The organism is Streptomyces sp. SID5464, assembly GCF_009862985.1.
Taxonomy (GTDB): domain Bacteria; phylum Actinomycetota; class Actinomycetes; order Streptomycetales; family Streptomycetaceae; genus Streptomyces; species Streptomyces chartreusis_D.
Map to the genome: position 1 here is coordinate 217,745 of NZ_WWIQ01000001.1, position 12,881 is coordinate 230,625.

At 71.1% G+C, this 12,881-nt stretch carries 11 protein-coding genes and 1 pseudogene; 7 read left to right on the top strand and 5 right to left on the bottom strand.

Annotation, left to right across the window (positions count from 1 at the left end):
• Positions 1 to 992: magnesium and cobalt transport protein CorA (locus GTY47_RS01010; protein ID WP_040903162.1), on the bottom strand; the 992-nt coding region annotated here is incomplete at its 3' end.
• Positions 993 to 1,209: 217 nt separating this feature from the next.
• On the opposite strand from GTY47_RS01010, the gene GTY47_RS01015 reads away from it, so the two are divergent.
• Entirely contained in the window at positions 1,210 to 2,004 is a 795-nt protein-coding gene (locus tag GTY47_RS01015; protein WP_010039617.1) for a methyltransferase domain-containing protein, read from the top strand.
• A 24-nt stretch (positions 2,005 to 2,028) separates the two neighbouring features.
• Here GTY47_RS01015 and GTY47_RS01020 read toward each other — a convergent pair whose 3' ends face one another.
• Complete coding sequence (locus GTY47_RS01020; RefSeq protein WP_050810230.1) at positions 2,029 to 2,988, bottom strand: sugar kinase; 960 nt, start codon at positions 2,986 to 2,988, stop codon at positions 2,029 to 2,031.
• Positions 2,985 to 3,893, bottom strand: a complete 909-nt coding sequence (locus GTY47_RS01025; RefSeq protein WP_010039622.1) for a pseudouridine-5'-phosphate glycosidase — start codon at positions 3,891 to 3,893, stop codon at positions 2,985 to 2,987. The genes GTY47_RS01020 and GTY47_RS01025 overlap by 4 nt, the downstream gene beginning before the upstream one ends.
• 99 nt (positions 3,894 to 3,992) lie before the next feature.
• Between GTY47_RS01025 and GTY47_RS01030 the strand changes: the two genes are divergently transcribed.
• Entirely contained in the window at positions 3,993 to 4,421 is a 429-nt protein-coding gene (locus GTY47_RS01030) for a VOC family protein (protein ID WP_029181147.1), read from the top strand.
• Positions 4,422 to 4,433: 12 nt separating this feature from the next.
• On the opposite strand, the gene GTY47_RS01035 is transcribed toward GTY47_RS01030, so the two are convergent.
• Together GTY47_RS01035 and GTY47_RS01040 are read right to left on the bottom strand one after the other, a co-directional pair.
• The gene (locus GTY47_RS01035) at positions 4,434 to 4,988 is read right to left on the bottom strand and encodes a methylated-DNA--[protein]-cysteine S-methyltransferase (protein WP_029181148.1); all 555 of its coding nucleotides are present in this window, start codon (positions 4,986 to 4,988) and stop codon (positions 4,434 to 4,436) included.
• A gap of 73 nt (positions 4,989 to 5,061) precedes the next feature.
• Positions 5,062 to 5,931 (bottom strand): glycerophosphodiester phosphodiesterase family protein, encoded by an 870-nt coding sequence (locus tag GTY47_RS01040; RefSeq protein ID WP_010039627.1) that lies wholly within the window; start codon positions 5,929 to 5,931, stop codon positions 5,062 to 5,064.
• Between the two features lie 287 nt (positions 5,932 to 6,218).
• On the opposite strand from GTY47_RS01040, the gene GTY47_RS01045 reads away from it, so the two are divergent.
• The 5 genes and pseudogenes from GTY47_RS01045 to GTY47_RS01065 form a co-directional block, all read left to right on the top strand.
• A complete protein-coding gene (locus GTY47_RS01045; protein ID WP_010039628.1) occupies positions 6,219 to 7,085 on the top strand; it encodes an MHYT domain-containing protein in 867 nt (288 codons plus the stop codon).
• Positions 7,086 to 7,125: 40 nt separating this feature from the next.
• On the top strand, positions 7,126 to 9,270 hold the full coding sequence (gene uvrB, locus GTY47_RS01050) for an excinuclease ABC subunit UvrB (RefSeq protein WP_010039630.1): 2,145 nt from the start codon (positions 7,126 to 7,128) through the stop codon (positions 9,268 to 9,270).
• Between the two features lie 139 nt (positions 9,271 to 9,409).
• Positions 9,410 to 9,988, top strand: coding sequence for a TerD family protein (locus GTY47_RS01055; RefSeq protein WP_010039633.1), 579 nt, complete (start codon positions 9,410 to 9,412; stop codon positions 9,986 to 9,988).
• Positions 9,989 to 10,065: 77 nt separating this feature from the next.
• On the top strand, positions 10,066 to 12,081 hold the full coding sequence (locus GTY47_RS01060) for a TerD family protein (RefSeq protein ID WP_010039635.1): 2,016 nt from the start codon (positions 10,066 to 10,068) through the stop codon (positions 12,079 to 12,081).
• 223 nt (positions 12,082 to 12,304) lie between these two features.
• A pseudogene (locus GTY47_RS01065) lies at positions 12,305 to 12,881 on the top strand (TerC family protein); the annotation flags it as partial.

Consider the following 12,881-nt stretch of genomic DNA (forward strand, 5'->3'; position numbering starts at 1 on the left):
ACCATCGTCGGCACGGCGATGATCGCGGCCCACGCCGTGATCTTCCGCATGTCCTCGTTCTGCGCGACCGTGACCTGCGCGAGGTGCGCTTGGAGAATGGAGTTGAGCAGCTCGTCGAAGGAGGCGATCTGCTCCTTCGCCCGCAGCAGGTGGTCCGAGACGTCGCGGAAGTACGCCTGTATCTCAGGGTCGACCGCCCGGATCGGCCGGGTGGCGAGATCCTCAAGCGGCCGGCTGAGCGGCACCACCGCCCGCTTCAGCTCGAGGAGTTCACGCTTGAGCTGGTAGATCCGGCCCGGGTCGGCCCGCGCGCCGGTCTCCGCGAACACGTCCGTCTCGACCTGGTCGATGTCCTCCTGCACCGAGTCCGTGACGGTCAGGTAGTCGTCCACCACGTGGTCCGCGATCGCGTGCAGCACCGCGGACGGGCCCTTGGCCAGCTGGCCGGGGTCGGACTCCAGCTCCTCGCGCAGCGGGCCCAGCGAGCCGTGCCGGCCGTGCCGCACCGTGATCACGAAGTCCTTGCCGACGAAGACCATGATCTCGCCGGTGTTCACCACCTCGCTGGTGGCTGTGAGTTCCTCGTGCTCGACGTAGCAGACCGTTTTGAACACCGCGAAGAGCGTCTCGCCATAGTGCTCCACCTTGGGGCGCTGGTGGGCCTCGACGGCGTCCTCCACGGCCAGGGGGTGCAGGTCGAAGAGCTCGGCGATGCCCGCGAACTCCTGGTCGGTCGGCTCGTGCAGGCCGAGCCAGACGAAGCCCTCGCCCTTCTTGCGGACCCACTCCATGGCGTCCACCAGGTCGCCGCGCGCGGCGGTGCGGACACCGTCCCGGTACGTCACGCAGTTCACCACCGAGGAGCCCAGCGGGGAGCGGGCCGGGTGACTCAGGTCGACGCGCGGGCGCCGCCGGGCCAGCCGAGCCACCTTGCGGAGGCCGCCGACCCCGCCGAGGCTCGTGACCTTCCGCAGATTCCCTGCCATGGACATCTGCATCTCCTTGCGTGGAGCTCCTCGCGCCGTTCCCGCGCCTTGGCGCGTCAGTCTGCCAGGCCGGCGTGAGCTGCGGGTAAGCCTGTGGAAACGGCTCGTTCCGCTTTGTTCCCGGCTGTGGACGAAGGCGTCGACTCCCCGTGTCGGAGCGTCGACCATCATGATCGGAGCGTCGACCATCACGGATAAGTCGGACAACTGGGATGATCGCGGCATGACGCGAACCGACGGGTACCTCCTGGACAACCGGCAGACCGAGGCGGCAGAGCACTTCGGCGCCTTCGCCGCCCTCTTCGACCCCACGACGTTCCGGCATCTCGAAGCACTCGGCGTCGGCTCCGGCTGGCGGTGCTGGGAGGTCGGAGCCGGCGGCACCTCCGTGGTGTCCTGGCTGGCGAAGAAGGTCGGCCGGACCGGACACGTCGTCGCCACCGGCACCGACACCTCACGGCTCGCCCCCGCCGCCCGGCCGCCCGTCGAGGTGCGCGTGCACGACCTCGGCGCCGAGGAGCCGCCGGGAGAGGGCTTCGACCTGGTGCACGCCCGTCTCGCCCTCGTCCACGTGGCCGACCGGGCAGGGGCGTTGCGGTCCATGGTCCAGGCGCTGCGCCCCGGCGGGCGCATGCTCGTCGAGGACGCCGACCCCGCCCTTCAGCCGCTGCTCTGCCCCGACGAGTACGGCCCCGAGCAGCAGCTCGCCAACCGGCTGCGGCACGGCTTCCGCAGACTGCTCGCCGACCGCGGGACCGAACTCCCCTGCGGCCGCGTCCTCCCGCGGCTGCTCCGGGAGGCCGGCCTGACCCGGGTGCACGCCGACGCCTACTTCCCCGTCGCCTCGCCGGCCTGCGCCGCCCTGGAGTCGGTGACGATCCGTCAGATCCGCGACCAGCTCGTCACCGCCGGCCTCGCCACCGACCAGGACATCGACCGGCATCTCGCGAACGTCACCTCCGGCGCCCTCGATCTGACGACGGCCCCGATGATCTCGGCGTGGGGGCGCAAGCAGTAGCCAGGGTGTGCGGGGCGCCGGACGTCAGCCGGGCGGGGGTGGTCTGCCGCCCACCCGTTCCACCGCCCTCGCACCCGCCCGGCAGCCCTCCACCGCCGCCTCCTCCGGCCGGGCGCCCGTGAGCAGGGCGGCGAGGAACGCGCCGGTGAAAGCGTCACCGGCGCCCGTGGTGTCCTGGGGCGTCGCCGGTACGGCGGGGACGCGGGCGCGCACCTTCCCCCCGCGGGCCACGAGCGCCCCTTCGTGCCCCTGCTTGGCGACCACCAGCGGAACACGCAGGCTCAGCTCGGCCGCCGCGTCGGCCGCGTCGGTCAGCCCGGTCAGCAGACACGCCTCGTCCCGGCTGGGCAGCAGCACGTCCACGCCCTCGACGAGCGCGAGGAACCTCCCAGCGCCCAGCTCCCCGAGGAACCCGGCCGACGCGGGATCCAGACTCACCGGTACGCCACGAGCGCGTGCGGCCTTAAGAGCGACCGCCACCAGGGCTCGGCTCGGCTCGGAGAACAGGAGGTAGCCCGACAGGTGCAGCCGGGCCACGCCGTCGAGCAGCGCGTCCGACCAGTCGGCGGGTTCGAGCCGCAGCGACGCGCCGCTGTCGGTGAGGAACGTCCGCTCCGCCGAAGCGTCCCCGTCCACCAGACAGATCACCGTGCCGGTCGGTGCCCGCGGGTCGACGACGAGTCGCGGACGCACGCCGCGGGCCACCAGCTCACGCTCGTGCCAGGCAGCGGTGTCCGCCCCCACGCGCCCGAGCAGCCGCACCTCCGCCGCGCCCCGGTGTGCGGCCCAGCACGCCACGTTGGCGCCCGCCCCGCCCGGCACCGTCCGGATCGAGGCAACCGTGTCCGTACCGGCAGCGAGCGGCCCCACATGCCGCGCGACGACGTCCGTGATGACGTCCCCGACGACCAGCAGCGCCCTGCCCACTGCCGAGGCCCCCGCCGAGTCCGCTCTGCCCACCGCACCGTGGTCGGCCCCGGTCATCCCCGCGCCCAGGCCGCCGCGATCCGCGCCGCCAGGCGTACGTTGCCGCGGACCGCCGCCAGGTTGGCGCTCAGGGAGGCGCCGTCGGTGTGCCGTACGAGGTGGTCGAGCAGGAACGGCGTGACCGCCTGGCCGGTGATTCCCTCCTCCTCGCACGCCTGCAGCGCGTCCGCGAGCACGCGCGCGTGCAGCTCCGGATCGAGCTGCTCCTCCTCGGGGACCGGGTTGGCGACGATCAGCGCCGATTCCGGCCCGGCGAGCGCGTCCTGAGCGCGCATGACGCCCGCCACCTGTTCCGGCGTCCGCAGCGTCCAGTCCACCGGATGCCCCGAGTCGGACAGATAGAAGCCGGGGAACCGGTCGGTGCCGTAGCCGGCCACCGCGACACCCAGCGTCTCCAGCCGCTGCAAGGTCGCAGGCACGTCCAGGATCGACTTCACCCCGGCACACACCACGGTGATCCGCGTCCGCGCCAGCAGCCCCAGGTCGGCCGACTCGTCCTGCGTCACCGTCCACTCCCGGTGCACGCCGCCGAGCCCACCCGTCGCGAACACGCGCACGCCCGCCAGCGCCGCCAGCAGCGCCGTCGCCGACACCGTGGTCGCCCCGCTCGCCCCGGAGGCCGTCGCGAGCGGCAGGTCGCGGTGGCCCAGCTTGCGGATGCCGTCCTCGTTCGCGACCCGCTCCAGCTGCTCCTTGTCCAGCCCGACATGGGGCCGCCCGTCCAGCAAGGCGATCGTCGCGGGCACCGCGCCCTCCTGCCGCACCACCGTCTCCAGCTCCAGCGCCACCTGGAGGTTGCGCGGCCGCGGCAGCCCGTGGGCGATGATCGTGGACTCCAGGGCCACCACGGGCCGACGCGCCTCGATCGCCTCCCGCACTTCTTCTGACACCACCAGCACCACGCGCCTGCCTCCTGTCGGTCGGTCTTCCCTCATCTCTGGCGGGCGGCGCGCCGGGCCAAACCCTTGCGGACTGTCGGCGACGTCACGAGCCTGGAGTGCATGACGGACAACACACCGCGACTCGACCACGTCGTCCTCTGGGTGCGCGACCCGGTCGCCGCCGCGGACTTCTACGAGAAGGCCGTCGGCCTGGAGACGATCAGGCTCACCGAGTTCGCCGCCGGTGAGGCGCCGTTCCCCTCCGTACGCGTCAACGACGAGACCATCCTCGACCTCATGCCGCTGACCTTCGTGGAACGCATGACGATGCTGCCCGGCGCGGCCGACAGCGCGGGGCACCCCGTCAACCACGTCTGCCTGTCACTGCCCCGGGGCGACTTCGACGCCCTCCTCAGCCGCCTGGAGGAACGCTCCGTACCGGTGTCGGACCTCTCGTACGACTCCTTCGGGGCCCGGGGCAAGGCCACGCGCAGCTTCTACTTCCGCGACCCGGACGGCAACATCTTCGAGGCCCGGCACTACGACTGACCGGGCCCGGCCTCAGAACAGCGGCTCGGGCAGCACCCCTTCGAGGGCCAGCAGCTTCCGCTTGGTCTCCAGGCCGCCGCCGAAGCCCCCGATGCCGCCGCCGCTCTCGACGACCCGGTGACAGGGCACCACCACCGGCAGCGGGTTGGCGCCCATCGCCATGCCCACGGCCTGGGCGGCGCCCGGCTGGCCGACCCGCCCGGCCAGATCGCCGTACCCGACGACCGTGCCGTACGGAACACCGGATGCCAGCTCTCGCAGCACCTCCCGGTTGAAGCCGGAGATCAGCGACCAGTCCAGCGGCAGGTCGAAGTCGCGGCGCTCTCCCGCGAAGTACGCCCCGACCTGACGTATCGCCTCGGCCAGCAGCGGGGAGCCGGGCGCCTCGGCGGGCTCGGTGCCGAGCCGTGACGCCAGCCGCTCGACCGCCCGGTCCCGCACCGCGTCCGTGGCGTGGAACACGACGTTCACCAGGCCCTCGCGGGTCGCCGCCAGCAACAGCGGGCCGATGCCGCTGTCGACGACGCCCCACACGACCCGCTGCTCAACCTGCCCATGGCTGTCCATGCGCCCACCGTACGACCCACCACCGACAACGCCGCCCCGGCCGGACGCACCGCCCGCCGGCAGCCGGCCCGCCTCACCCGCCCACGGCCTCCCGCACCACATCTGGCTTGTTCGTGATGATCCCGTCGACCCCGTACCCGGCCACCCGCTGGGCCGTCGCCGCGTCGTCGACCGTCCAGGTGAGGACCTCCAGCGGCCTGCCGTGCGGTCCGGTGAACGCCTGCACGGCGGAGACGTACGCCCTGGAGAGCGAGCGGTACGACGGATTGATCTGGTCGGCGAAGCCGGCGTAGACCGGCAGGTCCCCCATCGGCGGCGTGCCCAGGACGCCGGTCTTCACGGCGGGCTTCAGCTCGTGCACCGTCCGCACGCTGTCCGCGCTGAAGCTCTGCACGATCAGCCGGCCCGCCAGATGCGACCGGTCCAGCCAGCCCTCGTTGCCGAGGACCTTGAGCGTCTGCCGCTCGATGCCCGGATACAGCTCCGGGTTCTTGATCTCCAGAAGAAGCTTCTGGTGATGACGCTCGACGCGGTTCACGAACTGCTCCAGTGTCGGCACGCGCGCGCCCGCGTACGCGGGGCCGAACCAGCTGCCCGCGTCGAGACGGGCGATCTCGGCGGCGGTGAAGTCCTTGACCTTCCAGGGAGCCCGGCCGGGATAGACCTCCTCCACGTCGGTGGTGCGCCGCAGGTTGTCGTCGTGGACGACGACGAGCTCACCGTCCCTGGTCCGCTGCACGTCGTTCTCCACCCAGCGGATGCCCAGCCCGGCCGCCTTGTCCACGGCGGCCAGCGTGTTCTCGGGCGCGTACGCGGAAGCCCCCCGGTGTGCGATGACCAGCGGCACACCGCCGCCGGCGGCCCGCGCCGGGGAGACGGGGAACAGGAGTGCGGCGGTCCCCAGGAGCGCGGTGGTCGAGGCGGCAACGGCGCGCGCGTGCATACGTACTCCTCGCGTCGAGCGATCACTGCATCACAGACAGCTCAACTGTGACAGCAGAGGGTCAACGAAAGAGGGGTACAGGATGGCCACAGGTTGAATGGAGAGGACCCAACTCCGCTCACTGGTACCGCACAACTGGGGCAAGGGCGTGTTTCTTTGCCGGAAAGTCGTTCGACCATTCCGGTGGGGGTCATACTCTCTGCGTCAACCCTGACCGCTGTCGCGGTCCTGGGAGGGGGCGCACATCGGGAATTCCGGGACGCAAAGGGCGGGAAGGGCAGCCGCGCATGCAGGGCACGGTCGACGGATTCAGCTACGGCCTGGTCACACCCCTGGTGGCCTACCTCATGGCCTGCCTCGGAGGCGCCCTGGGCCTGCGCTGCACCACCAGATCCATGCTCGTCGCCCAGTCCTGGCGCCCCGGCTGGCTCGCCCTCGGCTCGGCCGCCATCGGCTCCGGCATATGGACCATGCACTTCATCGCGATGATGGGGTTCACCGTCCGGGGGGCCACCATCCACTACGACAAGCCGATGACCTTCGCGAGCCTGGCCGTCGCGATCGTGATGGTGGGCATCGGGATCTTCATCGTCGGCTACAGGGGAGCCCGCGGCACGGCCCTGTTCACCGGCGGCACCATCACCGGCCTGGGCATCGCGTCGATGCACTACCTCGGCATGGCCAGCATGCGCCTGGACGGGAAGCTGGAGTACGACACGCTCACCGTCGGCATCTCCGTCGCGATCGCCATGGCCGCCGCCACCGCCGCCCTGTGGGCGGCCGGCCAGGTCAGGGGCTTCCTGTGGAGCGTGGGCGCCAGCCTCGTCATGGGCCTCGCCGTCAGCGGCATGCACTACACCGGCATGGCCGGCCTCAGCGTCCACCTGCACGGCACGGCCGAACCCACCGCGGGAGAGTCGCCCGCGGCCCTGCTCGCGCCCATGCTGATCGGACCGCTCGCCTTCCTCCTCCTCGCGGGCGTCGTGGTGCTGTTCGACCCGCTGATGGTCATGGGGAAGCCCACGGTCGTCCCCGTCGAGCAGAGGCCCGGCATCCCCGCCCACGTCCACACCGCGCACAACCCGCAGCGCCTGCGGCTCCGCCCCCACCGCACCGTGGAGCACCGCGGCTCCCGGACCCCGCAGAACCGCTGATCAGAACCCATTGTCAGTGCGGGGTCGTACGGTGGAACCCATGCGGCCCGTTTCCCACATCGAACGCACGGTGGCGCCCTTCGAGGTCGTCAGCCCCTACCAGCCGAGCGGTGACCAGCCGACGGCCATCGCCGAGCTCGCCCAGCGCATCCAGGCAGGCGAGAAGGACGTCGTCCTCCTGGGCGCGACCGGCACCGGCAAGTCCGCCACCACCGCGTGGATGATCGAGAAGCTCCAGCGCCCCACGCTCGTGATGGCGCCGAACAAGACGCTGGCCGCCCAGCTGGCGAACGAGTTCCGAGAGCTCCTCCCGAACAACGCCGTCGAGTACTTCGTCTCGTACTACGACTACTACCAGCCCGAGGCCTACGTCCCGCAGTCGGACACCTACATCGAGAAGGACTCCTCGATCAACGAGGAGGTCGAGCGCCTGCGCCACTCCGCGACCAACTCGCTGCTCACCCGCCGCGACGTCGTCGTGGTCGCCTCGGTCTCCTGCATCTACGGCCTCGGCACGCCGCAGGAGTACGTGGACCGCATGGTCCCCCTCCGCGTCGGCGAGGAGCACGACCGCGACGAGCTGCTGCGCCGCTTCGTGGACATCCAGTACACGCGCAACGACATGGCCTTCACCCGCGGCACCTTCCGCGTCCGCGGCGACACCATCGAGATCTTCCCGGTCTACGAGGAGCTGGCCGTCCGCATCGAGATGTTCGGCGACGAGATCGAGGCGCTGTCCACGCTGCACCCGGTCACCGGCGAGATCATCAGCGACGACCAGCAGCTGTACGTCTTCCCGGCCTCCCACTACGTCGCAGGGCCCGAGCGCCTGGAGCGGGCCATCAACGACATCGAGAAGGAGCTGGGCGAGCGCCTCGCCGAGCTGGAGAAGCAGGGCAAGCTCCTGGAGGCCCAGCGCCTCAGGATGCGCACCACGTACGACATCGAGATGCTCCGCCAGATCGGCTCCTGCTCCGGCGTGGAGAACTACTCGATGCACTTCGACGGCCGCCTGCCCGGCTCCCCGCCCAACACCCTGCTGGACTACTTCCCGGACGACTTCCTCCTCGTCATCGACGAGTCGCACGTCACGGTCCCGCAGATCGGCGCCATGTACGAGGGCGACGCCTCCCGCAAGCGCACCCTCGTCGACCACGGCTTCCGGCTGCCCTCCGCCCTGGACAACCGTCCGCTGAAGTGGGAGGAGTTCCAGGAGCGCATCGGCCAGACGGTCTACCTGTCGGCCACCCCGGGCGCCTACGAGCTCTCCCGCTCGGACGGATTCGTCGAGCAGATCATCCGCCCCACCGGCCTCGTCGACCCGGAAGTCGTCGTCAAGCCCACCGAGGGGCAGATCGACGACCTGGTGCACGAGATCCGGCAGCGCACCGAGAAGGACGAGCGCGTCCTGGTCACCACGCTCACCAAGAAGATGGCCGAGGACCTCACGGACTACTTCCTGGAGCTGGGCATCCAGGTGCGCTATCTGCACAGCGACGTCGACACCCTGCGCCGCGTCGAACTCCTGCGTGAGCTGCGCGCCGGCGAGTACGACGTGCTGGTCGGCATCAACCTCCTCCGAGAGGGCCTCGACCTGCCCGAGGTGTCCCTGGTGGCGATCCTGGACGCCGACAAGGAGGGCTTCCTGCGCTCCGGCACCTCCCTGATCCAGACCATCGGCCGCGCCGCGCGCAACGTCTCCGGTCAGGTCCACATGTACGCCGACAAGATCACCCCGGCGATGGAGAAGGCCATCGAGGAGACCAACCGGCGCCGGGAGAAGCAGATCGCGTACAACGAGGAGCGGGGCATCGACCCCCAGCCCCTCCGCAAGAAGATCAACGACATCGTCGCCCAGATCGCCCGCGAGGACATCGACACCGAGCAGCTGCTCGGCTCGGGCTACCGCAAGGCGAAGAAGGACGGCGGGGGCACCAAGGCGCCGGTGCCCTCCCTGGGCAGGGGCGCCGAGGGCGCCAAGCCGGCCAAGGGCAAGGGCAAGGCCAAGGAGACGGTGCCGACCGACCGCCCCGCGGCCGAACTCAGCGAGCAGATCGAGGAGCTCACCGCACGCATGCGGGCCGCCGCCGCCGACCTCCAGTTCGAGATCGCGGCCCGGCTGCGCGACGAGGTCTCCGAGATGAAGAAGGAACTGCGCCAGATGAAGGAGGCGGGTCTGGCCTGACAGCGGACCGCCTACGCGCAGTGTTGCAAGACCGACACAAAGTGCGGACGGGGGTACGTCACTGTCAGTGCCTCTGCGTAGTGTTCTGATCAACCGCGACTGCGCGGCAACAGGGGACGTCCGAGAGGGGAATCAGCGCGTGACCGTCAACATGACCAAGGGTCAGGCCATCAGTCTGCAGAAGAACGACGGTGGCAGCCTGACTGCGGTGCGCATGGGTCTCGGCTGGCAGGCGGCTCCCCGGCGCGGCCTGTTCGGCTCGCGTACGCGAGAGATCGACCTCGACGCCTCGGCCGTCCTGTTCGCCGACAAGCAGCCGGTCGACGTCGTCTTCTTCCGCCATCTGGTGAGCGACGACGGCTCGGTGCGCCACACCGGTGACAACCTCGTGGGCGGTGTCGGCCAGGGCGGCGACGACGAGGCGATCCTCGTCGACCTCTCGCGCGTCCCGGTCCACATCGACCAGATCGTCTTCACCGTGAACTCCTTCACGGGGCAGACGTTCCAGGAGGTGCAGAACGCGTTCTGCCGCCTGGTCGACGAGACCAACGGCCAGGAGCTCGCCCGCTACACCCTGGCCGGCGGCGGCCAGTACACGGCCCAGATCATGGCCAAGGTGCACCGCTCGGGCCCGGGCTGGACGATGACGGCCCTCGGCAACCCGGCCAACGGCCGCACCTTCCAGGACCTGATGCCGGCGATCCTGCCCGTCCTCTGAGGCCCGGACCGACCCGCCCGGGGGGCGGGTCGGCGAGCGCCACACGACACCACACAACGACACAGGGGGAGAAGGCGATGACGGCCGAGCTGGTGCGGGGGCAGAACCACCCGCTCTCCCAGGCCCGTCTCGAGATCCGGGTCTCGGCCGGCACGCCGACCGTGGCCGCGGCCGCGCTCAGCGACGAGAACGGCCGGATCCGAGGCGTGGAGTGGGTCGCCCACCCGGGCGCACCCACCCAGCCGGGCCTCGAGGTCTCCCGGCAGGCCGCCGCCGACCATCGCCTCGCCGTGGATCTGGACGCCGTGCCGGAGGACGTCCACCGTGTCGGCGTACTCCTCGCCCTGCCCGCCGCCGGGGCGGGCCCGGCCCGCTTCGGCGCCGTGGCCGCCCCGTTCGTCGCCGTCACCGGCCTCGACGGCGCCGAGATCGCCAGCTACACCATCACCGGCCTGGAAGCCGAGTCGGCGGTCGTCGCCCTGGAGCTCTACCGCCGGCAGGGCGCCTGGAAGGTGCGCGCCGTCGGCCAGGGCTACGCGGGCGGCCTCGCCGAACTCCTCACCGACCAGGGGCTGCCCCAGGCCCGCCTGCTCGCCGGCAGTATCGACGACGCGGTCGCCCAGGGGCTGGCCCGCTCGGTGCAGGCGCCGCCGCGCACGGCGGACGGCGACCGCTCCCGGCAGACGGCGGCCCCGGCCCTCGGCCCCGACCAGGGCGGCACCCTGCCGCAGCCGGGCCAGGCACCACCGATGTCGCCGTACGGCGGCCAGACGCCCGGCGGGGCGGGGGAGCCCGCGCCGCAGACGCCGTCGTATCCCGGCGCGGCGCCGGACCCCAACGCCGTCACCCAGCCGTCCACGCCCCCCGCGGGCGGCTCGATCGACTACAGCCACCCGCGCCGCCAGAACGCCGCTCCGCCCCCGCCGCCGCCCACCGCACCCCCGGCCGCACCCGGGCAGCCCGCACAGCCCGTCGCGGGCGACGCGACCGGATGGTCCATGGACGAGCGTCTCTACAACCAGGTGTGGGGCATGTTCGAGGACCTGGCCCGCAGCACCGCCGCCTATCGCAGCGCCGTCGACTTCGCCGAGTCCCGCATGGACAAGGAGCTGGAGCAAGTCCTCTCCGACCCGCGCAGCCGGATCGGCGGACAGGGCGACGCCGCCCGCGAGGCGGCCCGCGCCCGGCACGACCAGCTCGTCGCCCAGGCCGGCGAGGCCCTCGACCGGGACCTCACCCAGCTCACGGCCGAGGCCGAGGTCGTCGAACCGGCCCTCCCACCGGCGTACGCCCGCTGGGACAGCCCCGTCTGGCACGCCTACCGGGTACCGATGGAGATCCCCATGGCCCTGCGCCTGGGCGACCTCCATCTCCCCGAAGCCGACCGGATCCGCATCCCGATGCTGGTCCGGCTGCCGCTGGAGCGCGGCCTGTGGATCGACAGCGGCCGGACCGGATCGTCCGACGGTTCGTTCGCGGACTCGCACGCCCTGGGGCGTCTCGCCCTGGAGACGGCGGTCGCGCACGCGGCCCGGCTGCTCGCCGTCTACCCGGCGGGGGAGTTCACCGTCCACGTCATCGACCCGGCCGGCTCGGGCGCGCAGCCGCTCGCGCCCCTCGTGCAGACCGGTGTGCTCGCGGCTCCGCCCGCGCTCGGCGCCGCAGGGGTGGCCGACGTGCTGAGCCGGCTCACCCAGCGGGTCGACCTGGTGCAGATGGCAGTACGGGGAGGGGCCGCCGACTCCCTCCCGCCGGGCTTCGACACCTCCCAGCAGCTGCTGATCGTCAACGACTTCCCGCACGGCTTCGACGACCGCGCCGTGAACCAGCTGCGCTACCTCGCCGACGAGGGCCCCGCCTTCGGTGTCCATCTGATGATGGTCGCCGACCGCGAGGAGTCGTCCGGATACGGGCCTTTGCTCGACCCCCTGTGGCGTTCGCTGCTGCGACTGACCCCCGTGCCCGACGATCACCTTGCCGACCCGTGGGTCGGTCATGCCTGGACGTACGAGCCCTCACTCGTGCCGCCGGGCAGCCAGGTCCTCCAGCAGGTGCTCACCCAGGTCGCGGCAGCCCGCATCAAGTATGCGTAAAGTGCCCTGACCAGGGATTTTGGCCTTTCTTTTGCCAATCGCTTTACCTGTTCTTGGTGATTGGGGTACTGTTGACGGCACGGAGGGGAGTACTCCCTGTCTGCTGCGGCGTACCCGTCAATACGGATCAGGCCAGATCCCGGGGCGTCGGCCCATCCCTGGGTGGAAGAGACCTCCGGCAGCGACGACGCTGACATTTGCCGTTACGACTGCCGGAGGCGCAGTGGATGTTTCCGTGACCCTATGGGTCCTGACCATCGTGGGGCTCGCCGCCCTGATCGCGGTCGACTTCTTCATCGGCCGCAAGCCGCACGACGTATCGATCAAGGAAGCCGGGATCTGGACGGTCGTCTGGATCGTCCTCGCCGCGCTCTTCGGACTCGGCCTGCTGGTGTTCGGCGGAGGCCAGCCCGCCGGCGAGTTCTTCGCGGGCTTCATCACCGAGAAGTCGCTGAGCGTCGACAACCTCTTCGTCTTCGTCCTGATCATGGCGAAGTTCGCGGTTCCCTCGCAGTACCAGCAGCGGGTACTCCTGATCGGTGTCCTCATAGCCCTGGTCCTTCGGGCCGTCTTCATCGCCGCCGGCGCGGCGATCATCGCCAGCTTCTCGTGGGTGTTCTACATCTTCGGCGCCTTCCTCATCTGGACCGCCTGGAAGCTCATCCAGGAGGCCCGGGCGGACGAGGAGGACGAGGAGTTCGAGGAGAACAAGCTGCTCAAGGCCGCCGAGCGCCGCTTCGGTGTGGCCGACCGCTACCACGGCACCAAGCTGTGGATCCAGGAGAACGGCAAGCGGGTCA

Coding starts and splice junctions, on each gene's coding strand:
- GTY47_RS01015 (WP_010039617.1), top strand. CDS start 1,210: ATGACGCGAACCGACGGGTACCTCCTGGACAACCGGCAGACCGAGGCG.
- GTY47_RS01020 (WP_050810230.1), bottom strand. CDS start 2,988: ATGACCGGGGCCGACCACGGTGCGGTGGGCAGAGCGGACTCGGCGGGG.
- GTY47_RS01030 (WP_029181147.1), top strand. CDS start 3,993: ATGACGGACAACACACCGCGACTCGACCACGTCGTCCTCTGGGTGCGC.
- GTY47_RS01035 (WP_029181148.1), bottom strand. CDS start 4,988: ATGGACAGCCATGGGCAGGTTGAGCAGCGGGTCGTGTGGGGCGTCGTC.
- GTY47_RS01040 (WP_010039627.1), bottom strand. CDS start 5,931: ATGCACGCGCGCGCCGTTGCCGCCTCGACCACCGCGCTCCTGGGGACC.
- GTY47_RS01045 (WP_010039628.1), top strand. CDS start 6,219: ATGCAGGGCACGGTCGACGGATTCAGCTACGGCCTGGTCACACCCCTG.
- uvrB (WP_010039630.1), top strand. CDS start 7,126: ATGCGGCCCGTTTCCCACATCGAACGCACGGTGGCGCCCTTCGAGGTC.
- GTY47_RS01060 (WP_010039635.1), top strand. CDS start 10,066: ATGACGGCCGAGCTGGTGCGGGGGCAGAACCACCCGCTCTCCCAGGCC.